Source organism: Acidovorax sacchari (assembly GCF_042847045.1).
Lineage (GTDB): Bacteria > Pseudomonadota > Gammaproteobacteria > Burkholderiales > Burkholderiaceae_C > Paracidovorax > Paracidovorax sacchari.
Genome location: NZ_AP035783.1, coordinates 1,497,125 through 1,516,078, shown reverse-complemented (window position 1 = coordinate 1,516,078; position 18,954 = coordinate 1,497,125). Strand labels below are relative to the sequence as shown.

21 protein-coding genes are annotated in these 18,954 nt (G+C 68.8%); 10 read left to right on the top strand and 11 right to left on the bottom strand.

The genetic code is table 11. The features are described 5' to 3' along the window. Positions 1–31: 31 nt before the first annotated feature. The 3 genes from ACGHC0_RS06860 to ACGHC0_RS06850 all read right to left on the bottom strand — a co-directional run bounded on the left by ACGHC0_RS06860 (position 32) and on the right by ACGHC0_RS06850 (position 2,226). Positions 32–310: a hypothetical protein gene (locus ACGHC0_RS06860; RefSeq protein ID WP_041827273.1), complete on the bottom strand. Its 279-nt coding sequence runs from the start codon at positions 308–310 to the stop codon at positions 32–34. A 193-nt stretch (positions 311–503) separates the two neighbouring features. After that, a complete protein-coding gene (locus ACGHC0_RS06855; RefSeq protein ID WP_415267758.1) occupies positions 504–1,016 on the bottom strand; it encodes a hypothetical protein in 513 nt (170 codons plus the stop codon). A 73-nt stretch (positions 1,017–1,089) separates the two neighbouring features. Continuing rightward, the gene (locus ACGHC0_RS06850; RefSeq protein ID WP_368354556.1) at positions 1,090–2,226 is read right to left on the bottom strand and encodes a JmjC domain-containing protein; all 1,137 of its coding nucleotides are present in this window, start codon (positions 2,224–2,226) and stop codon (positions 1,090–1,092) included. 63 nt (positions 2,227–2,289) lie between these two features. Between ACGHC0_RS06850 and ACGHC0_RS06845 the strand changes: the two genes are divergently transcribed. Then, positions 2,290–2,820, top strand: a complete 531-nt coding sequence (locus ACGHC0_RS06845) for an FKBP-type peptidyl-prolyl cis-trans isomerase (protein WP_415267757.1) — start codon at positions 2,290–2,292, stop codon at positions 2,818–2,820. A gap of 90 nt (positions 2,821–2,910) precedes the next feature. Here ACGHC0_RS06845 and ACGHC0_RS06840 read toward each other — a convergent pair whose 3' ends face one another. The 3 genes from ACGHC0_RS06840 to coaBC all read right to left on the bottom strand — a co-directional run bounded on the left by ACGHC0_RS06840 (position 2,911) and on the right by coaBC (position 5,286). After that, entirely contained in the window at positions 2,911–3,405 is a 495-nt protein-coding gene (locus ACGHC0_RS06840) for a glycine zipper 2TM domain-containing protein (RefSeq protein WP_368354554.1), read from the bottom strand. A 140-nt stretch (positions 3,406–3,545) separates the two neighbouring features. Then, positions 3,546–3,992: a dUTP diphosphatase gene (gene dut / locus ACGHC0_RS06835; RefSeq protein ID WP_368354553.1), complete on the bottom strand. Its 447-nt coding sequence runs from the start codon at positions 3,990–3,992 to the stop codon at positions 3,546–3,548. Between the two features lie 76 nt (positions 3,993–4,068). Then, positions 4,069–5,286: a bifunctional phosphopantothenoylcysteine decarboxylase/phosphopantothenate--cysteine ligase CoaBC gene (gene coaBC / locus ACGHC0_RS06830; protein ID WP_415267756.1), complete on the bottom strand. Its 1,218-nt coding sequence runs from the start codon at positions 5,284–5,286 to the stop codon at positions 4,069–4,071. A gap of 112 nt (positions 5,287–5,398) precedes the next feature. On the opposite strand from coaBC, the gene ACGHC0_RS06825 reads away from it, so the two are divergent. The 6 genes from ACGHC0_RS06825 (at position 5,399) to ACGHC0_RS06800 (ending at position 10,545) form a co-directional block, all read left to right on the top strand. Continuing rightward, the gene (locus ACGHC0_RS06825) at positions 5,399–7,078 is read left to right on the top strand and encodes a CTP synthase (RefSeq protein WP_415267755.1); all 1,680 of its coding nucleotides are present in this window, start codon (positions 5,399–5,401) and stop codon (positions 7,076–7,078) included. A gap of 31 nt (positions 7,079–7,109) precedes the next feature. Then, a complete protein-coding gene (gene kdsA, locus ACGHC0_RS06820) occupies positions 7,110–7,967 on the top strand; it encodes a 3-deoxy-8-phosphooctulonate synthase (protein WP_368354550.1) in 858 nt (285 codons plus the stop codon). 8 nt (positions 7,968–7,975) lie between these two features. Beyond that, positions 7,976–8,266 (top strand): DUF1330 domain-containing protein, encoded by a 291-nt coding sequence (locus ACGHC0_RS06815; protein ID WP_415267754.1) that lies wholly within the window; start codon positions 7,976–7,978, stop codon positions 8,264–8,266. Positions 8,267–8,395: 129 nt separating this feature from the next. After that, positions 8,396–9,682: a phosphopyruvate hydratase gene (eno, locus tag ACGHC0_RS06810; protein WP_368354549.1), complete on the top strand. Its 1,287-nt coding sequence runs from the start codon at positions 8,396–8,398 to the stop codon at positions 9,680–9,682. A 70-nt stretch (positions 9,683–9,752) separates the two neighbouring features. Further along, positions 9,753–10,031 carry a septum formation initiator family protein gene (locus ACGHC0_RS06805; RefSeq protein WP_013593789.1) on the top strand — a complete coding sequence of 93 codons (279 nt, stop codon included), beginning with the start codon at positions 9,753–9,755 and terminating at the stop codon, positions 10,029–10,031. Between the two features lie 19 nt (positions 10,032–10,050). Then, on the top strand, positions 10,051–10,545 hold the full coding sequence (locus ACGHC0_RS06800) for a hypothetical protein (RefSeq protein WP_368354548.1): 495 nt from the start codon (positions 10,051–10,053) through the stop codon (positions 10,543–10,545). A gap of 18 nt (positions 10,546–10,563) precedes the next feature. Here ACGHC0_RS06800 and ACGHC0_RS06795 read toward each other — a convergent pair whose 3' ends face one another. Together ACGHC0_RS06795 and ACGHC0_RS06790 are read right to left on the bottom strand one after the other, a co-directional pair. Beyond that, on the bottom strand, positions 10,564–11,574 hold the full coding sequence (locus ACGHC0_RS06795) for an Hsp33 family molecular chaperone HslO (RefSeq protein ID WP_415267753.1): 1,011 nt from the start codon (positions 11,572–11,574) through the stop codon (positions 10,564–10,566). A gap of 31 nt (positions 11,575–11,605) precedes the next feature. Beyond that, positions 11,606–12,130, bottom strand: a complete 525-nt coding sequence (locus ACGHC0_RS06790; RefSeq protein ID WP_013593786.1) for a gamma carbonic anhydrase family protein — start codon at positions 12,128–12,130, stop codon at positions 11,606–11,608. Between the two features lie 72 nt (positions 12,131–12,202). On the opposite strand from ACGHC0_RS06790, the gene ACGHC0_RS06785 reads away from it, so the two are divergent. The 3 genes from ACGHC0_RS06785 (at position 12,203) to ACGHC0_RS06775 (ending at position 15,792) form a co-directional block, all read left to right on the top strand. Next, on the top strand, positions 12,203–13,003 hold the full coding sequence (locus tag ACGHC0_RS06785) for a ferritin-like domain-containing protein (RefSeq protein ID WP_368354547.1): 801 nt from the start codon (positions 12,203–12,205) through the stop codon (positions 13,001–13,003). A gap of 109 nt (positions 13,004–13,112) precedes the next feature. Then, positions 13,113–14,351, top strand: a complete 1,239-nt coding sequence (locus tag ACGHC0_RS06780) for an EAL and HDOD domain-containing protein (protein WP_368354546.1) — start codon at positions 13,113–13,115, stop codon at positions 14,349–14,351. Between the two features lie 151 nt (positions 14,352–14,502). Then, the gene (locus ACGHC0_RS06775) at positions 14,503–15,792 is read left to right on the top strand and encodes an EAL and HDOD domain-containing protein (protein WP_415267752.1); all 1,290 of its coding nucleotides are present in this window, start codon (positions 14,503–14,505) and stop codon (positions 15,790–15,792) included. Positions 15,793–15,802: 10 nt separating this feature from the next. Here the strand turns inward: ACGHC0_RS06775 and ACGHC0_RS06770 are convergent, their stop codons facing one another. The 3 genes from ACGHC0_RS06770 to ACGHC0_RS06760 all read right to left on the bottom strand — a co-directional run bounded on the left by ACGHC0_RS06770 (position 15,803) and on the right by ACGHC0_RS06760 (position 18,842). Further along, positions 15,803–16,813: a Bug family tripartite tricarboxylate transporter substrate binding protein gene (locus ACGHC0_RS06770; protein WP_415267751.1), complete on the bottom strand. Its 1,011-nt coding sequence runs from the start codon at positions 16,811–16,813 to the stop codon at positions 15,803–15,805. A 91-nt stretch (positions 16,814–16,904) separates the two neighbouring features. Further along, positions 16,905–17,816: a site-specific tyrosine recombinase XerD gene (xerD, locus tag ACGHC0_RS06765; protein WP_368354543.1), complete on the bottom strand. Its 912-nt coding sequence runs from the start codon at positions 17,814–17,816 to the stop codon at positions 16,905–16,907. A 63-nt stretch (positions 17,817–17,879) separates the two neighbouring features. Beyond that, positions 17,880–18,842 (bottom strand): tripartite tricarboxylate transporter substrate binding protein BugE, encoded by a 963-nt coding sequence (locus tag ACGHC0_RS06760; protein WP_368354542.1) that lies wholly within the window; start codon positions 18,840–18,842, stop codon positions 17,880–17,882. Positions 18,843–18,954 lie beyond the last annotated feature (112 nt).

Below are 18,954 nucleotides of genomic sequence, written 5' to 3'. Positions count from 1 at the left end.
GTGGCCCGGCGGCGGGAGGCGGTGTGGCAGCTTACTTGGCGGCGGAAGCACCACCTGCTGCAGCGGCTGCAGCGGCGTCTGCAGCGGCCTTGGCGGCATCGCTGGCGGGAGCGGAGGCTTCTGCAGCAGCGGCTGCGGCAGGAGCCGAAGCGTCGGAAGCAGGTGCTTCGGCCGGTGCGGGCACGGGAGCGGGAGCCGGGGCCGGAGCTTCGACGGGAGCCGGGGCCGGAGCCGGGGCTTCTTCCTTCTTGCCGCAGGCGGCGAGAGCGACGGACGCGACCAGGGCAGCCAGAACGAGAGAGTTCTTCATTTCGGTTTTTTCCTATGGGACAGACGGATCTTGGAATTTGCCGCCACGCCGCCCTCTTTCAGCGATGCGCTTTGGCCGGGCGCGATGCACCCCGTGGCGCTTGAAGTGCGCTATGCACTCCCAGACAGCAACCGCAAATTATAGGGAGATTGCGTCAATACGGACGAACACCGACAGCCCGGGCTGAGCGATGTCATAGTCCGAGCGTCGTCGCGGGAAAGGCAGGCGTGCTGCGCCGCAGCCATTCGTCCAGTGCCTGCCGGACCTGCACGCGGCGCTCGGGCTCGCTGCCGGCCACGCCGGTGCAGCGCTCTGCATCCAGCCTCTGCAGCACCCAGCGGCCGGACCACAGCACGCCGGGCAGCTCCTGCCGCTCCCTCGCGGGCGCCTTGCGGCATTCCACGATGTGGTCCCAGGTGCCACGCCAGCGCACGAAGCGCGCATGGCGCCGGACCACCTCGTCGTAGCTGGCGGCCAGCAGCGTCATCCGGCGCCCCCGCGCAGCCCATGCATGCAGCGAGGCCTCCACGTCGCGGTCCCCCAGCGGCCAGTCGTGGAAGTCGAAATCGCACAGCACCAGTTCCTGCCAGCCCTCGCGGGCGGCGCACGCCAGGGCGGCGCGCACCCCGCCGTCGAAGTCGCGCCGACCCTCGAAACGGCCGGACGGCAATGGCGCCTCGCCACTCGGGGCCTGGGAGAAATCCATGGACGACCTCCTTGTTCGAACCGCGCGGCAGTCCGCGCCAAAGGCTCCGCGGGCGGCGAGCAGCCTGCCCGGCCTATCCAGCGGGCGTCGCGTGCACCCAGCCGGCGTCGCACCACGACGCCAGCAGTTCCAGCGCATCCTCGCTGGCCCGCGCCATGTCGCGCGCGGCGAGTTCGCGCCGGTCGGCCAGGCGCCGCATGAGCGTGGCGTCCCGGCCGCCGGCGAGATAGCTCTCGCCGTTGATGAAGACATGGCGCGCGTCGTACATCATGCGCGTGCGCCGGTCCAGGCGCACACCCTGTGCCACGTCCGCATCCGGATCCCCGGGCTCGAACCAGACGTTGGGCTTGGGCTCGGTCAGGCTCTCGCCCAGCGCGCGCTCCACGGCCAGCGGCTCGGCCAGGGCCCGCGCCAGGGCATCGCGCGCGAAGTCCAGCAGCGCGGCGGGAATCTCCCCGGGGCGGTCCGCCGCATCCTGAGCGGGATCACGGTACAGGTGCGGCGAGAGCGCGCCCTCTTCCTCCGGCCCGTCCGACAGGCGGGTGAGCAGGTCCTGCGCGAGGCCCGTGCGCGACGGCGAACGGAAGCCGATGGAATAGGTCATGCACTCGCCCTCGGCGATGCCGTCGTGCGCCCAGCGCGGCGGCAGGTAGAGCATGTCGCCAGGCTCCAGCACGAACTCCTGCTCGGGCTCGAAATTCTCCAGGATCTTGAGCGGGATGCCGTCCTTGAGCGCGAGGTCCTTCTGCCGCCCGATGCGCCAGCGCCGCCGGCCATGGGCCTGCAGCAGGAACACGTCGTAGCTGTCGAAGTGCGGCCCCACGCCGCCGCCGTCGGTGGCGTAGCTGATCATCAGGTCGTCCAGCCGGGCCTGCGGCACGAATCGGAACTGCTGCAGCAGCGCATGCACGGCATCGTCGTGCAGGTCCACGCCCTGTACCAGCAGCGTCCAGTCGGGTGTGGCGAGGGGGGGCAGCGCGCGGCGCGCGAAGGGGCCGTGCCGCAGGCTCCAGCCCCCCTTCTTCTGCTGCACCAGGCGGGACTCCACGGTCTCCCGGGCGGCCAGCGCGAAAAGCTCCGCGCGGCCCACGGGCGGGGTGAACCGGGCGATGGCCTGGCGCACCAGCAAGGGCTTTTTCTGCCAATGGCGGCGCATGAATTGCGCGGGGGTGATTCCGCCCAGCAGGGCGAGGGGGGTGTGGGTATCCATGGGGAAAGCGGAAGGCGCACGCGCCGATGGCGCGGCCGGTGGACGAACTGCGACAATTCTCCTATGGAAATCAACCAACAATGCGTGGTCGCCTTGACCTGGATCCTGAAAGACACATTGGGCGAGGAGCTGGACGTGCTCGATGACCCGGTGGAATTCCTCGTCGGCGGCGACGACCTGTTCGCCCGCATCGAAGAGGCGCTGCAGGGCCACACAACGGGCGACACCCTCGCGCTGCACCTGGAACCCGAGGAGGCTTTCGGCGACTACCAGGACCAATTGCTGTTTCTCGAACCCCGCAGCCGCTTCCCGGCAGACATCGAGGAAGGCATGACCATCGAGGGCAGTGCCCTGCCCGAAGGCTCCAACCCGGACGCGCCGCGGGACGTGCTCTACACCGTGACCCAGCTCTACCCCGAGCACGTGGTGCTGGATGGCAACCATCCGCTCGCCGGCATCGCGCTGCGCCTGCACCTCACCGTGCAGGGCGTGCGGGAAGCCACGGAGGAGGAAATCGGACGCGGCACCGCCGGCACCGGCTTCTTCCGCATCCAGCCGCCGGACACGGACACGGACGCGCCGCTGCTGCACTGAACCGCAGACGCACGCCCATGAAAAAAGGACCCGAGGGTCCTTTTTCCGTTGAGGGCGTGCCGCGGCGGCTGCCCTGCGGGCGCCGGTGCGTCACATGCGCGAGATCTGGCCGCCGTTCAGGCGAACGCGGTCGCCGGGGCGCAGGTCGCCGGGGGAGCCCACGTCGTAGGCGCGCTGGCCGCCCTGGTCGAGCTGTACCGTGATCCGGTATCCCTCGGCGCGGCCATCGTTGTTGCTGTTGCGGTTCTCGATCTGGTTGCCCACCACGCCGCCGCCGACGGCGCCGAGCACGGTGGCCGCCGCACGGCCGGTGCCCTTGCCCACCTGGTTGCCCAGCACGCCGCCGATCACGGCGCCGGCCACGGTGCCGACACCCACGCCGCTGTTGCCGCTGCGGCCCTGCAGCATTTCGATGTTGGTCACCGTGCCGTATTCCATGCCGGCAGGCGCGGAAGACGGGTAGCTCGAATACGTGGGCTGGCCGGGATACTGCGAACCGTAGCGCGGCTGCTCGGCGCAGGCGCCCAGGGCACCGGCGAGGGCCACGGTGGCGATCGCAGCGGTGGTGCGGGAAAACTTCAGCATGTTCGACTCCTTCTTGCGGAAATGGACAAGGCTCTGGCCCCGCCGGTCAACCCATTGGAGCATGGGGCCGGCCGCGGCACGCGACGGGCGATGGCCGCGGCCGCCGTAGGCACCATCGCCCCGGACGGATAGGACGATACCTACACCTTGCCCGTGGAGCCGTAACCGTTCTCGCCACGCGCCGTGGCCGGAAATTCCTGCACCACATTGAACTGTGCCTGCACCACCGGCACGATCACGAGCTGGGCCAGCCGCTCCATCGGCTGCAGGGTGAAGGCGGTGTCGCTGCGGTTCCAGGCGCTGACCATCAACTGTCCCTGGTAATCGCTGTCGATGAGGCCGACCAGGTTGCCCAGCACGATGCCGTGCTTGTGGCCCAGGCCCGAGCGCGGCAGGATCAGCGCGGCGTAGCCCGGGTCCTTCAGGTAGATGGCGATGCCCGTGGGCACGAGCTGCCAGGCGTTGGGCTCCAGGGTCAGCGGGGCATCCAGGCAGGCCCGCAGGTCGAGGCCGGCACTGCCGGGCGTGGCGTAGGCGGGCAACTGCTCCGCCATGCGCGCGTCGAGGATCTTGACGTCGATTTTCACAAATGCTTTCAATCAATGATGCGAGGGCGCAACACTCCGGGGTACCAGCCCCCGGCGCGCCATCCCGGCGAGACCTTCAGGCCGCTGCCAGCCGGCGGGCGATGTCCGCCACGAGCTGCTGCGCCAGTTCGCGCTTGGTGGCGCGGGGCAGCGTGCGGTGGCCTTCGGCGTCCACCAGCAGCAGGGCATTGTCGTCCTGTCCGAAGGTCTCGGGACCGATGTTGCCGACCAGCAGGGGCACGCCTTTGCGTGCGCGCTTGGCCGTGGCGTGCTCCAGCAGGTGGTCGCTCTCGGCCGCGAAGCCCACGCAGTAGAGCGCCCCGCCGCGCGCGCGGTCGGAGGCCGCGATGGTCGCCAGGATGTCGGGGTTCTCCACGAAGGCGAGCGCCGGGACGGCTCCCGAACCGTCCTTCTTGATCTTGCGCGTGGCGGCTTCCGCCGGGCGCCAGTCCGCGACGGCCGCTGTCGCCACGAAGATGGATGCCTGCGGGGCGAGCGCGGTGCAGGCCTGCAGCATGTCCCTCGCCGACCGCACGTCCACGCGGCGCACGCCACGCGGCGTGGGCAGGTGCACGGGGCCGGCGACCAGATCCACATCGGCTCCCGCCTCGCGGGCCGCACGCGCGATGGCGAATCCCATCTTGCCGCTCGAGAGGTTGGTGATGCCGCGTACCGGGTCGATCGCCTCGAAGGTCGGTCCGGCCGTGACCAGCACGCGATGCCCCGCGAGCAGCCTCGGCGCGAAGAAGGCCGTCAGTTCCTCCAGCAGCTCCGCGGGTTCCAGCATGCGGCCGTCGCCCGTCTCGCCGCAGGCCTGGTCGCCCGTGCCCACGCCCAGCACCACGGCGCCGTCGGCAGCGACCTGCGCCAGGTTGCGCTGCGTGGCGGGGTGTGCCCACATCTCGCGGTTCATCGCCGGCGCGAGCAGCAGCGGCACGCGCTGCGCGGGCCGTGCGAGGCACAGCAGGCTGAGCAGTTCGTCGGACCGGCCCTGCGCCAGCCGGGCGACGAAATCGGCACTGCAGGGGGCGATCAGGATCGCATCCGCCTCGCGGCCCAGGTTGATGTGCGGCATGTTGTTGGGCTCGCGCGCGTCCCACTGCGAGGTGTAGACCGCGCGGCCCGTGAGCGCCTGCATGGTGACGGGCGTGATGAACCGCTCGGCCGCCTCGGTCATGACCACCTGCACGGTGGCGCCGGCCTTGGCGAGCAGGCGCACCAGCTCGGCCGATTTGTAGCAGGCGACGCCGCCCGAAAGGCCCAGGAGAATGTGTTTGCCCGCCAGTTCGTTCATGGGCGAGCAATTTAGCAGACGCCCCGCCACGGTGCAGGGGGAAGGCGCCGGGGCGGCCGGGCGTGGATGGGCCGGCCTCTATAATCCCGATTTCCCACCACCATAAAAAGACATGACCAAATTTGTCTTCGTCACCGGCGGTGTGGTGTCTTCCCTGGGCAAGGGAATCGCCTCAGCCTCCCTTGCTGCGATCCTCGAATCGCGCGGCCTCAAAGTCACCCTCATCAAGCTCGACCCGTACATCAACGTGGATCCGGGCACCATGTCCCCGTTCCAGCACGGCGAAGTGTTCGTCACCGACGACGGCGCCGAGACCGACCTCGACCTCGGCCACTATGAGCGTTTCATCGAAACGCGCATGAAGAAGACCAACAACTTCACCACGGGCCGCATCTACCAGTCCGTGCTGGAGAAGGAGCGCCGCGGCGACTACCTGGGCAAGACGGTGCAGGTGATCCCGCACGTCACCAACGAGATCCAGGAATACGTCAAGCGCGGCGCGGGCATCGGAACCGACGACGCGGTGGACGTGGCCATCGTAGAGATCGGCGGCACGGTGGGCGACATCGAATCCCTGCCCTTCCTCGAAGCCGTGCGCCAGATGAGCCTGCGCATGGGACCGAACAATTCCGCGTTCGTCCACCTCACCTACCTGCCCTACATCGCGGCGGCCGGCGAACTCAAGACCAAGCCCACCCAGCACACGGTGCAGAAGCTGCGCGAGATCGGCATCCAGCCCGACGCCCTGCTCTGCCGCGCAGACCGCCGCATCCCCGACGAGGAGCGCGGCAAGATATCCCTGTTCACCAATGTGGCCGAATGGGGCGTGATCAGCATGTGGGACGTGGACACCATCTACAAGGTGCCCCGCATGCTGCACGAGCAGGGCCTGGACGGCCTGATCTGCGACAAGCTGCGCCTGAACACGCCGCCCACCAGCCTCAAGCGCTGGGACCAGCTCGTGTACGAGACCGAGCATCCGCAGGGCGAGGTCACCATCGCCATGGTGGGCAAGTACGTCGATCTGTCCGACAGCTACAAGTCGGTGAACGAGGCGCTGCGCCACGCGGGCATGAAGAACCACGTGCGCGTGAAGATCGAGCACGTCGATTCCGAGACCATCGCTCCGGGCGATGCGGCCGAGAAGCTCGCCAAGTACGATGCCATCCTGGTGCCCGGCGGCTTCGGCGCGCGCGGCGTGGAAGGCAAGATCTGCACGGCGCGCTACGCCCGCGAGCAGAAGGTGCCCTACCTGGGCATCTGCCTGGGCATGCAGGTGGCCACCATCGAATATGCGCGCCATGTGGCGGGCCTGGCGAACGCCAACAGCACCGAGTTCGACGCCGCCACGCCGCACCCCGTGATCGCGCTGATCACCGAATGGAAGGACGCCGACGGCACCATCCAGACGCGCAGCGAGACCTCCGACCTGGGTGGCACCATGCGCCTGGGCGCGCAAAGCTCCGACATCGCCTCCGGCACGCTGGCGCACGAGATCTACGGCAACATCGTCACCGAGCGCCACCGCCACCGGTACGAGGCGAACGTGAACTACCTCGACCAGCTCCGCAAGGCGGGCCTCGTGATCTCCGCGCTCACGCAGCGCGAGCAGCTCACCGAGATCGTCGAGCTCCCGCGCGAGGTGCATCCGTGGTTCATCGGCGTGCAGTTCCACCCCGAATTCAAGTCCACCCCGTGGGACGGCCATCCGCTCTTCAACGCCTTCATCAAGGCGGCGATCGAGCACCAGAAGAGCCGCCAGCCCGCACTGCCCGCCGCCGCTGCCTCCTGAGGCGCCGGCACCTCTCCCCAAGGCACCTTCCATGAAACTCTGCGGCTTCGACGCCGGCCTCGACCGGCCCTTCTTCCTCATCGCAGGTCCCTGCGTCATCGAGTCCGAACAGCTGCAGATGGACGTGGCTGGGCGCCTGAAGGAAACCACGGCGGCACTGGGCATCCCGTTCATCTTCAAGAGCAGCTTCGACAAGGCCAACCGCTCCTCGGGCACGAGCTTCCGCGGCCCCGGCCGCGAGAAGGGCCTGGAGATCCTGGCCAGGATCCGCCGCGAACTGGAGGTGCCCGTGCTGACCGACGTGCACACCGAGGACGACATCATCGAGGCCGCCAAGGTGGTGGACGTGCTGCAGACGCCGGCGTTCCTGTGCCGCCAGACCGACTTCATCCGCGCCGTGGCGCAGTCGGGCAAGCCCGTGAACATCAAGAAGGGGCAGTTCCTCGCGCCCCACGACATGAAGAACGTCATCGACAAGGCCCGCGCCGCCGCGCGCGAGAAGGGCCTGCCGGAAGACAGCTTCATGGCCTGCGAGCGCGGCGCGAGCTTCGGCTACAACAACCTCGTCTCCGACATGCGCGGCCTGGCCATCATGCGCGAGACGGGCGCGCCCGTGGTGTTCGACGCCACGCACAGCGTGCAGCTGCCGGGCGGCCAGGGCACCAGCAGCGGCGGCCAGCGCGAAATGGTGCCGGTGCTGGCGCGCGCGGCCGTGGCCGTGGGCGTGGCCGGCCTCTTCATGGAAACGCACCCCGATCCCAGCAACGCCCTCTCGGACGGTCCCAACGCGGTGCCGCTCAAGCACATGAAGGCGCTGCTGGAAACCCTGGTCGCCCTGGATTCCGTCACCAAGCGGAACGGCTTTCTCGAAAACGACTTCGCAGCCTGAGACAAACCATGAGCAGCGCCTACATCATCGCGTCCGTCACCGTCACCAACCCCGAGCAGTACAACGAGTACCGCCGCCTCAGCACGCAGGCCATGCAGGTGCATGGCGCCGAAGTGTGCGTGCGCGGGGGCCGCGTGGAAGTGCTCGAGGGCGACTGGAATCCGGGCCGCACGGTGGTCCTGAAATTCCCCACCATGGAGGCCGCCCGCGCCTTCTACGAATCCGCCGAGTATCAGCAGGCGAAGTCCGCGCGCCTGGGCGCGGCCGTCATGCGCATGGTGTGCGTCGAAGGGGTGTGAGGCCTTCCGGCCCGGCCCCGCGCCATTGCCCGCCCGCCATCCCGATGTTGCAGCCGCACGCGCGGCGCGCCTTCCTTCGGCGCCCTGCCCGTGACTGCCCCCCGTCATCAAACTCCTCAAAGGAAATCCATGAGTGCCATCGTTGATATCGTCGGCCGCGAAGTGCTGGACAGCCGCGGCAACCCCACCGTCGAGTGCGACGTGCTGCTGGAGTCGGGCGTGATGGGCCGCGCGGCCGTGCCCTCCGGCGCCTCCACCGGCAGCCGCGAAGCCATCGAACTGCGCGACGGCGACAAGAGCCGCTACCTGGGCAAGGGCGTGCTGAAGGCCGTCGAACACATCAACACCGAGATTTCCGAGGCCGTGCTGGGCCTGGATGCCTCCGAGCAGGCCTTCCTGGACAAGACGCTGATCGACCTGGACGGCACCGACAACAAGAGCCGCCTGGGCGCGAACGCCATGCTGGCCGTGTCCATGGCCGTGGCCCGCGCCGCCGCAGAGGAATCCGGCCTGCCGCTGTACCGCTACCTGGGCGGCATGGGCGGCCTGCAGCTGCCCGTGCCGATGATGAACGTCATCAACGGGGGCGCGCATGCCAACAACAGCCTGGATCTGCAGGAATTCATGATCATCCCCGTGGGCGCGCCGAGCTTCCGCGAGGCCGTGCGCTGGGGCGCGGAAGTGTTCCACGCCCTGAAGAAGATCATCAACGACAAGGGCATGAGCACCGCCGTCGGCGACGAGGGCGGTTTCGCCCCCAGCGTCGAGAACCACGAGGCCGCCATCCAGCTGATCCTGCAGGCCATCGACGCCGCGGGCTACACGGCCGGCGAGCAGATCGCCCTGGGCCTGGACTGCGCCGCCAGCGAGTTCTACAAGGACGGCCACTACGTGCTGGAAGGCGAAGGCGGCATCCGCCTGACGGCCCAGCAATGGACCGACATGCTGGCCACCTGGGTGGACAAGTACCCCATCATCTCCATCGAGGACGGCATGGCCGAAGGCGACTGGGACGGCTGGAAGCACCTGACCGAGCGCCTGGGCAAGAACGTGCAGCTGGTGGGCGACGACCTGTTCGTCACCAACACCAAGATTCTGAAGGAAGGCATCGACAAGGGCATCGGCAACTCGATCCTCATCAAGATCAACCAGATCGGCACGCTGACCGAAACCTTCGCCGCCATCGAGATGGCCAAGCGCGCGGGCTACACGGCCGTGATCTCGCACCGCTCGGGCGAGACGGAAGACTCCACCATCGCCGACATCGCGGTGGGCACCAACGCCGGCCAGATCAAGACCGGTTCGCTGTCGCGCTCGGACCGCATCGCGAAGTACAACCAGCTGCTGCGCATCGAGGAAGACCTGGGCGACATCGCCCACTACCCCGGCCGCGCTGCGTTCTACAACCTGCGCTGACCCGGGCTGAACCCGGTTCCGTACCGGCCCCGCGCCCTTCCGATCCACGTTCCCGCAGCGCCAGCGCACCATGAATCCCCGTATCGTTCCCCTGGTGCTGCTGCTCCTGCTCGTGGCCGTCCAGACGCAGCTCTGGACGGGCCGCGGCAGCATCGGCCACGTGCAGGAGATGAAGGAACGGATCGCGGCGCAGAAACAGGCCAACGACCGCGCCCGCCAGGAGAACGAGCGACTGGCTTCGGAAGTGAGCGACCTGCGCGATGGTCTCGACATGGTCGAGGAGAAGGCGCGCAGCGAACTGGGCATGGTCAAGCCCAACGAGGTCTATGTGCACGTGGCGCCCCGCTGAGCGCCTTCCCGCCACCGACATGCAAGCCCCCGCCCCGACGACCGTCACGCACATTGCCGTGCTGGGCGCGCCGGGCACGGGCGCCGCGGCGCTGGTGGCCGCAGTGCGGGAGCATGCGGCCTGGCCGGCTGCGCGGATACGCCTCGTGCTGGCGGGACTGGATCCCTGCGACGCCCCCGGGGCCTTGCAGGCACTGCGCGAGAGCGGCTGCACGCAGGCCTGGCTGATGGGGCTGGACATGCTGCCCCCGGGCGAAGCCCGTCGCCAGGAAACCCATGACGCGGCCCTGCGGGGCCTGCTGCAGGCCCTGGGCTGGGGCCACCATGTGTTCTACGGGAATGCCGATGCACGGCTGCGGCACGCACTCCTGCTGGGAGGCGCTGCCACGCCGGAACGCCTCCGGCCTCCGGGCGCTGCACGGCCTGCGCTCGCATGGTCGTGCGAGAAATGCAGCGACCCGGAATGCGAACACCGGCTGTTCCAGCGCCTGCTCACCCCTACGGCTGCGGGCTGAGCGGCGACCGCAGCGCCCCTACTGAACCGCCTTCGTTCCCGGGGCCAGTTCCGCGGCGCTGGTGAAGATCTGTGCGGCGTCCACCGCATCGAACCGGTATTGCTGTCCGCAGTACTCGCAGGCCACCTCGATCTCCCCGCGCTCGGAGAGGATGCTCTCGGCCTCTTCAGGCCCCAGGCTGCGCAGCATGGAGCTGACGCGCTCCCGGCTGCAGGTGCAGGCGAAGCGCGGGCCGTCCACCCCTTCCTTCGGCACGAAGCGCAGCAGCTTTTCCTCCCAGAAGAGGCGGCGCAGCACGGTGTCCACGTCCAGCGACAGCAGTTCCTCGCGCGTGAGGCTCGCGGCCAGCGTGGCGATGCGGTTGTAGTCCTCGTTGCGGCCGATCTGGTCCTCGTTCTCGCTATGGCTGAGCTCGGTGCCGGCGAGGTTGCCTTCCCCCTTGATGGGCATGCGCTGGATGAGCAGGCCGGCCGCCACCTTGTCGTCCGCCGCGAGCACCAGCGTGGTGTCGAGCTGCTCGGACTGCAGCATGTAGTGCTGCAGCACATCGCTGAGCTTTTCCAGCTTCTCGTGCCGGTCGCCATGCAGCGGCACCACGCCCTGGTACGGCTGCTGGCCCGGCAGCCGGTCCTTCGGGTCGAGCGTGATCGCGCAGCGCCCGCCGCCCCCGGCATTCACCATGTCGGACAGCCGCGCCCCCACGGGTACCTCGCCCTGGATGGATGCAGTGGCGCGCAGCCCGAGGTCGGATTGCACCTCGGCCACGGCCAGCTTGACCGGGCCGTGGCCGAAGACCTGCAGGACCAGCGCACCGTTGAACTTGATGTTGGACTGCATGAGCACACCGGCTGCCGCCATCTCGCCCAGCAGCTCGCGCACTTCGGGCGGGTAGGCGCCCGTGGCGCTGTTGCCGGAGCGGCGGGCGAGGATCTCGGTCCAGGCATCCGTGAGCCGGACGATCATGCCGCGCACCGGCAGGCCATCGAAGAGGAACTTGTGGAGTTCTGACACCCTGGAGTCTTTCTGCATCTGCTGTCAAATGGGCTGCGGACGCCGGGGTTCAACCCGTGCGGTGCAGCCCCGCCCGGAAACGCCGGGCATTGGCGATATAGACCTGTGCGCTCCTGCGCAGGCCTTCGATCTGTTCCGGCGTGAGCTGCCTCACGGCCTTGGCCGGACTGCCCAGTATCATCGAGCCGTCCGGGAATTCCTTGCCTTCCGTGACCAGCGCGCCCGCGCCGACGAGGCAGTTGCGGCCGATCTTCGCACCATTGAGCACCACGGCGCCGATGCCGATGAGCGACTCGTCGCCCACGGTGCAGCCATGCAGCACGACCTTGTGGCCGACCGTCACGCGCTCGCCCAGCGTCAGCGGCTGGCCCGGGTCGGAGTGCAGCACGCTGCCGTCCTGCACGTTGCTGCCCGCGCCGATGGCAAGTGTCTCGTTGTCGCCGCGCAGCACCGCGCCGAACCAGATGCTGGCATCCTCGCCGAGCACCACGTTGCCCATCACCTCCGCGCTGCCCGCGACCCAGGCCGATTCGGCCACGCGGGGGGTCATGCCGTCGAGTTCGTAAAGCGCCATCGTCTGTCTCCTGTGCATCGGTCTGCGCCGCCCAGGTCTTCCACATGGGGGCGGAAACCTAGAATTGTAGGTATGGAGCTTCGACACCGTGCCCTGCAGGTCCTGTGCCTGACCGATCCCGAGGACAAGGCGGCCCGGGCGCTGGAGTTGCACGCCTCGGCCGCGGACCATTCCCTGGACCCGCACGCCCCCGCGCCGCCGGCACCGGAGGGACTGCCCGGACGCCCTGCCCGCCCGGAACTGCGGCACCACACGGAGGTCGCCCGGCGCTCGCCCGCCACGCCGCTCGGCCGGGCCGTGCTGCTGCACGCCATCGCCCACATCGAATTCAACGCGATCAACCTGGCGCTCGATGCCGTCTGGCGCTTTTCCGGCATGCCGCCGGACTATTACCGGGACTGGCTGCGCGTGGCCGCGGAGGAAGCCTCCCACTTCCGGATGCTGCGCGCCCACCTGCGGGACATGGGCCACGACTACGGCGACTTTCCCGCCCACCAGGGGCTGTGGACCATGTGCGAGAAGACCGCACACGACATCGTGGCGCGGATGGCACTGGTGCCCCGCACGCTGGAAGCCCGCGGGCTCGATGCCACGCCGCTGATCCAGCGCAAGCTCACGCAGGTGGGCACGCCCGACGCACTGGCGGCCGTCGCCATCCTCGACGTCATCCTGCGGGAGGAAGTCGGCCACGTGGCCATCGGCAACCACTGGTACCGATGGCTGTGCGCTCGCGGCGGGCTCGACCCGGAAAGCCACTACGGCGAACTCGTACGGCGCTACGAAGCGCCGCGCCTGAAGCCCCCGTTCAACGAAGCCGCCCGCCGCCAGGCGGGCTTCAGCGAAGCGGAACTGCTCTGGCTGCAGTCCGAATGACGGGGAACAACCGGGGATACGGGGAATTTTCTACAATGGTCCCGCCCGCACCGCATGCCGCGGGGCGGCTTTCGTCCACGCATCCGGCATGCATCCCAACCCACCCACCATGACCCCTCAGGGACCGGCCGGCACCGCGCCGGGCGCCATGATCGCCCGGCAGGCGATCGTCAACGGCCAGCACTCCGTGATCGGCTACGAGCTGTTCAACCGTTCGCGCGCGGGCGTGGCGCATACCGCGGCCACCGACGTCTTCCTGGTCTTCACGGCCCTGTCGCACGCGGGCACCGAAGAGCTGGTGGGCAAGAAGCTCATCTTCGTCAATTGCACGCACGAAAGCCTGGCGGGCGGCCACCTCGAACTGGTGGACCCGGACAAGGTGGTGCTGGAGATCCCGCCGCTCGGCCATGCGGCCGCAGCCGAGGTCGGAACCCGCCTGCCGATCCTGCAGGCACTGCGCGAGCGGGGGTTCCACCTGGCCTTCAACCACACGGTGCTGGAGTCCGCCTACGCCCCCTGGCTGCCGCTGGCCGACTACATCAAGCTCGATCTCTCGCTGCTGGCGCCCGACCAGCTGGCCGTGCTCGTCAAGTACGCCGGCCGCCATTCGCGCGCCGAACTCATCGCGGAAAAGGTGGAGACCGCCCAGCAGTACGACATGGCGTCCAGCATGGGCGTGCAGCTCTTCCAGGGCTTCTGGTTCTCGCGCCCCTCGGTGGTCGAGGCCAAGCTCCTGACGCCATCGCAGACCAACATCCTCCACCTCATCAACCTCGTGCGCCAGCAGGCCAGCACCGACGAGATCGAGGAAGTCCTCAAGAAGGATGCGGGCCTGGCCTTCAACCTGATGCGGCTCATCAATTCGTCCGGCTTCGGCCTGACCCGCGAAATCACCTCGTTCCGCCAGGCGGTCATGCTGATGGGCCTCAAGAAGCTCTTCCGCTGGGCCGCGCTGCTGCTGACCGCGTCGCGGATCGGCGGCATTCCCGCGGCCGTGGGCCACACCGCCGTGGTCCGCGGGCGGCTGATGGAACTGGTCGCCCAGGAAACGCTGTCCCAGGAAGAGGCCGACCAGGCCTTCGTGGTGGGCATCTTCTCGATGCTGGACGTGATGCTCAGCATGCCCATGGAGTCCGCGGTCGGGCTGCTGCACGTGCCCGACTCCGTGGCCGCCGCCCTGCTGCGCCGCGAAGGCGTGCTCGGAGAACTGCTGCGCCTCGCCGAAGCCTGCGAGTCGAGCGACGACGCCCTCTTCGACCAGGCCGCCACCACGCTGCACCTCACCAGCCAGCAGATCAACTGGGCCCACCTGCAGGCCCTGGCCTGGGCCGACCAGATGACGGACTGAGCCGCGATGCCGCTGCCAGCCGCCGTGCCGCTCCGCTCATGCTCCCGCGCATGCCGGCCGGCGGGGTACCGGCTTGCAGGTGCCGTCCTTGGTGGTAAGGTGGCAGCCTGCCAAGGCCCCACCCGCCCGGTCATACCTTCTCTTCACGCCCATGTCGAGCAATAACGAAAACGCACCCGCTTTCGAGCCCACCCAGCCCCAGGAAGGCGCGCCGATGGACGATGGCAACCTGGCCATCATCGCGCGCCAGGCCATCGTGGACGAGCACCGCGCCGTCTTCGGCTACGAGCTCTTCGACCGCTCCACCGCCTCCGACGCGCACACCGCCGCCAGCGACGCGGCGCTTCTGTTCAATGCACTCTCCTACGCGGGCACCGAGGCCCTGGTGGGCAAGAAGACGGTCTTCATCAACTGCACGCACGAAAGCCTTGCAGGCGGGCACCTGGAACTCATCCACCCCGAGAAGGTGGTGCTGGAAGTCCCCACCCTGCCGGAGACGGCCACCGTGGAGGAGATCGAAGGCCGCCTGTCCACCCTCGAAGCCCTGCGGACCCGGGGCTTCCGCCTCGCCTTCAGCCAGAACGTGCTGCGCCGCAACTACGGCAGCTGGCTGCGGATGGCTGCCTTCGTGAAGCTCGACATGCAGGCCTTCCGGCCCGAACTGGCCGAGCCGCTCGTGAAATTCGCCCGCGCCAACAGCCAGGCCACGCTGGTGGCCGAGAAGGTGGAGACCGCCGAGCAGCACGAGCGCATGGCGGCACTCGGCGTGAAGCTGTTCCAGGGTTTCTGGTTCGCCAAGCCCGCGCTCGTGAAGGCCCAGACCATCCGGCCCTCGCAGGCCACGATCATCCAGCTCATCAACCTGGTGCGCAAGCAGGCCAGCACGGCCGAGATCGAAGACCTGCTCAAGAAGGACCCCACGCTGTCCTTCAACCTGCTGCGCTTCATCAACTCCTCGGGCTTCGGACTGTCGTGCGAGATCACCTCGTTCCGCCACGCGGTCATGATCCTCGGCCTCAAGAAGCTCTTCCGCTGGGCGGCGCTGCTGATGACCACCTCGCGCGCCGGTGGCTCCCCCCCGGCGGTGGGCCAGACGGCCGTCGTGCGCGGACGCCTGATGGAACTGCTCGCCGCCGAACTGCTGCCTCCCGAGGAGTGCGACAACGCCTTCGTGGTGGGCGTGTTCTCCCTGCTGGACACCATGCTCGGCGTACCGCTGGAAAAGGCCCTCGAATCGGTGGCCCTGCCGCAGCCGGTGGTCGATGCGCTGCTGCACAACACCGGCGTGTTCGCTCCGTTCCTCGAACTCACCAAGGCCTGCGAAAGCGGCGACGAGGTGGCCTTCGCCCGGGCCGCCGAGGCGCTGCACCTCTCGAACCGCCAGGTCAACTGGGCCCACCTGCAGGCCCTGACCTGGGCCGAAAGCCTGGGCGAGGGCTGACCAGCCGCTCTCAGTCGAGCTGGATGCGGGCCGCGCGGATGATCGCGGCATTGCCCTGGGATTCCCGGGCGATCTCCCGCGCGAAGTCCGCGGACGCACCGCCCAGGGGCACATTGCCCGTCGCCACCAGCCTGGCGCGCAGTTCCGGCCATGCCAGGGCCTTGTTGATCTCGGCATTGAGCCGCTCCAGGATCGCGGCCGGCGTCTTGCCCGGCGCGAAGATGCCGAACTGCGAGCTCAGGTTGGCCGCCGGCATCCCCAGCTCGGCCAGGGTGGGCGTGCCGGGCAGGCCATCCACGCGCTGCGGCGACCCCACGGCGAGGGCGCGCAGCTTGCCGCCCTGGATGTGCTGGGCGACCGCCGGACCCGCGTTGGTGGAGAGGATCTCGAACTGGCCACTCAGCGCATCGTTGAGCTGCTGGCCGCCGCCCTTGTAGGGCACGTGCGTGATCTTCGCCCCGGACGCCTGCATGATCTGCTCGAGCATGATGTGGCCGAGGGACGCCTGCCCCGAGGTCGCCCAGCGCACCTCCCCGGGCCGCGCCTTGGCCTGCGCGACCAATGCGGGGAAATCCCGGGCGGTGCAGGCAGGCGTGGCCAGCAGGAGCACCGGTGACACCATCACGCTGGCCACGGGGGCGATGTCACGGACGGGATCGAACGGCAACCGGCCCAGGTGCGGGCTCAGCACCAGCGGGCTGATCGACGAAAAGCCCAGCGTATGGCCGTCCGCGGGGGCCTTGGCTACCGCATCCATGGCGATGGCGCCACCCGCCCCCGCCTTGTTGTCCACGATGACGGGCGTACCCAGTTGCGCCGAGAGCCGGTCTCCGAGGGCGCGCGCCACGACGTCGCTCACACCGCCGGCCGGGTAGGCCACGATGATGCGGATGGGCCGGGAGCCAGGCCAGTCCGCCATGGAACCCTGCGCCAGCCCACGGGCCGGGGCCAGGGCAGCCGCGGCCAGCGGGGCCGAGGCACACAAAAGGAGCGCGCGCCTGCGCGACAACGAATCGATCATCGGAACCACCGTTTCAGGAAACACGAAAAAAGACGGGAAGGGATGCGGAACGCAGCGGCGATTGTGCTCGCCGCCGGGCGCGGACCGGCCCTCAGCCCCGGGGATGGTGCTGGGCATGCAGCGCCTTGAGCCGCTCCCGCGCCACGTGGGTGTAGATCGTGGTGGTGGAAATGTCCGCATGCCCCAACAGCAGCTGGACCACCCGCAGGTCCGCGCCGTGGTTGAGCAGGTGCGTGGCGAAGGCATGGCGCAGCGTGTGCGGCGACAGCGGCACGGTGATCCCGGCCGCCTGGGCATGTTTCTTCACGACCACCCAGAACATGGCGCGCGTCATGCCGGCACCGCGCCGGGTCACGAACAGGTCGTCGGTCTGCTGCCCTGCCAGGATGTCCGCGCGGGCCTCACCCAGGTACCGCTGCATCCATTGCGCCGCGACCTCCCCGAAGGGCACGAGGCGCTCCTTGCCGCCCTTGCCCATCACCCGCAGCACGCCCTCGGCCAGGCCGGCGTGGTAGGTCTTCAGGGTGACGAGCTCGGTCACACGCAGGCCGCTGGCATACATGAGCTCCAGCATCGCGCGGTCGCGCAGGCCCAGGGAGGTGGACGTATCGGGGGCCTGCAGGAGGGCCTCGACCTGCGCGGCCGACAGGGTCTTGGGCACCCGCAGCGGTTGCCGCGCCGCCTGCAGGCGCACGGTGGGATCGGCGGCGATGCGGCGCTCGCGCAGCGCCCACTGGAAATACCGCCGCAACACGGTCAACCGGCGGTTGGCCGACGTGGCGCGCGTTTGCGCGTGGCGCGCCGCGAAATAGGCCTTCAGATGGTGCTCGGCCGTGGCGTCCAGCGCGCCCGCGGTATCGGGAATGTGCTGCCCGAGCCACTGCGCATACAGTGCGAGATCGCGGCGGTAGGCCGCCAGCGTATTGCGCGAGAGGCCGTCTTCGAGCCACAGGGCGTCGATGAATGCATCGATGGCAGCCTGGCTGCCGGGCGAAAGGGTCATGGGGCGCGAAGTTAACACGCGCACCGGCGCCGGTACCGCCCGTCCGGGCGGCCGGCCCGTGGGTCATTCGAGCGAGAGCTTCTGCTTCTGCACCACCGTCTTGTACACATCGAACTCCGCCTTGATCTGCTCGGCGAACTGCTCGGGCGTGTTGCCGACGATCAGCGAACCCGTGTCCTCGATGCGCTTGCGCACGGCCGGGTCCTCCAGCGCCTTGCGCACACCCGCATTGACCTTGTCCACCACATCGCGCGGCAGGCCCTTCGGGCCGAGGATGCCGTAGTAGGCCATCCGGTTCACCGGCTCCAGGCCGATTTCCTTGAAGGTCGGGACATTGGGCAGCGCGGCCACGCGCTGCGGCGCGGCCACGACGATGGGCACCAGGCGGTTCTCCTTGATGAAGGGCAGCGTGGACGGCAGGTTGTCGAAGATGATCGGCACCTGGCCGGCCACGGTGTCGTTGAGCGCCGGCCCGGCGCCGCGGTAGGGAATGTGCGTGACGAAGACCTGCGTCAGGCTCTTGTAGAGCTCCATCTGCAGATGGCCGATGCCACCGGTGCCGGAGGAAGAATAGGAATACTTGCCCGGCACCTTCTTGACCTCCGCGAGGAAGCCCTGGTAATCCTTGGCGGGGAAATTGGGATTCACCGCGATGATGTTCGGCGTGGCGGCGATGTTGATGATCGGCGTGAAATCCGTCAGCGGGTTATAGGGCGTGCGCGGGTTGATCGCGGGGTTGGCGGCCGTGGTGGATACGGTGGCGATGCCCAGCGAATAGCCGTCCGGAGCCGCCTTGGCCGTGTCGGACGCGCCGACGATGCCACCGCCGCCGGCCTTGTTTTCCACCACCACCGGCTGCCCCAGCGCGCGAGACAGGGGGTCGGCTATCACGCGCGCGATGATGTCGGTGGTGCCACCCGGCGCAAAGGGCACGACCAGACGGATGGGCTTGGAGGGATAGGCCTGGGCCCAGGCACCGCCCGCGGCAGCAAGAAGCACGAATCCGAACCAGTTTCGACGATGCATGGCAATCCCTTTTGTAACTGCGTGAAAACGATGTACATCCCCGCGCGGGGAAGACAAGAGCATCGTTGCACGCAGCATCACCCCTGGTGAGGAATTACCCTCACCATCGTGA

Coding starts and splice junctions, on each gene's coding strand:
- ACGHC0_RS06860 (WP_041827273.1), bottom strand. CDS start 310: ATGAAGAACTCTCTCGTTCTGGCTGCCCTGGTCGCGTCCGTCGCTCTC.
- ACGHC0_RS06855 (WP_415267758.1), bottom strand. CDS start 1,016: ATGGATTTCTCCCAGGCCCCGAGTGGCGAGGCGCCATTGCCGTCCGGC.
- ACGHC0_RS06850 (WP_368354556.1), bottom strand. CDS start 2,226: ATGGATACCCACACCCCCCTCGCCCTGCTGGGCGGAATCACCCCCGCG.
- ACGHC0_RS06845 (WP_415267757.1), top strand. CDS start 2,290: ATGGAAATCAACCAACAATGCGTGGTCGCCTTGACCTGGATCCTGAAA.
- ACGHC0_RS06840 (WP_368354554.1), bottom strand. CDS start 3,405: ATGCTGAAGTTTTCCCGCACCACCGCTGCGATCGCCACCGTGGCCCTC.
- coaBC (WP_415267756.1), bottom strand. CDS start 5,286: ATGAACGAACTGGCGGGCAAACACATTCTCCTGGGCCTTTCGGGCGGC.
- ACGHC0_RS06825 (WP_415267755.1), top strand. CDS start 5,399: ATGACCAAATTTGTCTTCGTCACCGGCGGTGTGGTGTCTTCCCTGGGC.
- kdsA (WP_368354550.1), top strand. CDS start 7,110: ATGAAACTCTGCGGCTTCGACGCCGGCCTCGACCGGCCCTTCTTCCTC.
- ACGHC0_RS06815 (WP_415267754.1), top strand. CDS start 7,976: ATGAGCAGCGCCTACATCATCGCGTCCGTCACCGTCACCAACCCCGAG.
- eno (WP_368354549.1), top strand. CDS start 8,396: ATGAGTGCCATCGTTGATATCGTCGGCCGCGAAGTGCTGGACAGCCGC.
- ACGHC0_RS06805 (WP_013593789.1), top strand. CDS start 9,753: ATGAATCCCCGTATCGTTCCCCTGGTGCTGCTGCTCCTGCTCGTGGCC.
- ACGHC0_RS06800 (WP_368354548.1), top strand. CDS start 10,051: ATGCAAGCCCCCGCCCCGACGACCGTCACGCACATTGCCGTGCTGGGC.
- ACGHC0_RS06795 (WP_415267753.1), bottom strand. CDS start 11,574: ATGCAGAAAGACTCCAGGGTGTCAGAACTCCACAAGTTCCTCTTCGAT.
- ACGHC0_RS06790 (WP_013593786.1), bottom strand. CDS start 12,130: ATGGCGCTTTACGAACTCGACGGCATGACCCCCCGCGTGGCCGAATCG.
- ACGHC0_RS06785 (WP_368354547.1), top strand. CDS start 12,203: ATGGAGCTTCGACACCGTGCCCTGCAGGTCCTGTGCCTGACCGATCCC.
- ACGHC0_RS06780 (WP_368354546.1), top strand. CDS start 13,113: ATGACCCCTCAGGGACCGGCCGGCACCGCGCCGGGCGCCATGATCGCC.
- ACGHC0_RS06775 (WP_415267752.1), top strand. CDS start 14,503: ATGTCGAGCAATAACGAAAACGCACCCGCTTTCGAGCCCACCCAGCCC.
- ACGHC0_RS06770 (WP_415267751.1), bottom strand. CDS start 16,813: ATGATCGATTCGTTGTCGCGCAGGCGCGCGCTCCTTTTGTGTGCCTCG.
- xerD (WP_368354543.1), bottom strand. CDS start 17,816: ATGACCCTTTCGCCCGGCAGCCAGGCTGCCATCGATGCATTCATCGAC.
- ACGHC0_RS06760 (WP_368354542.1), bottom strand. CDS start 18,842: ATGCATCGTCGAAACTGGTTCGGATTCGTGCTTCTTGCTGCCGCGGGC.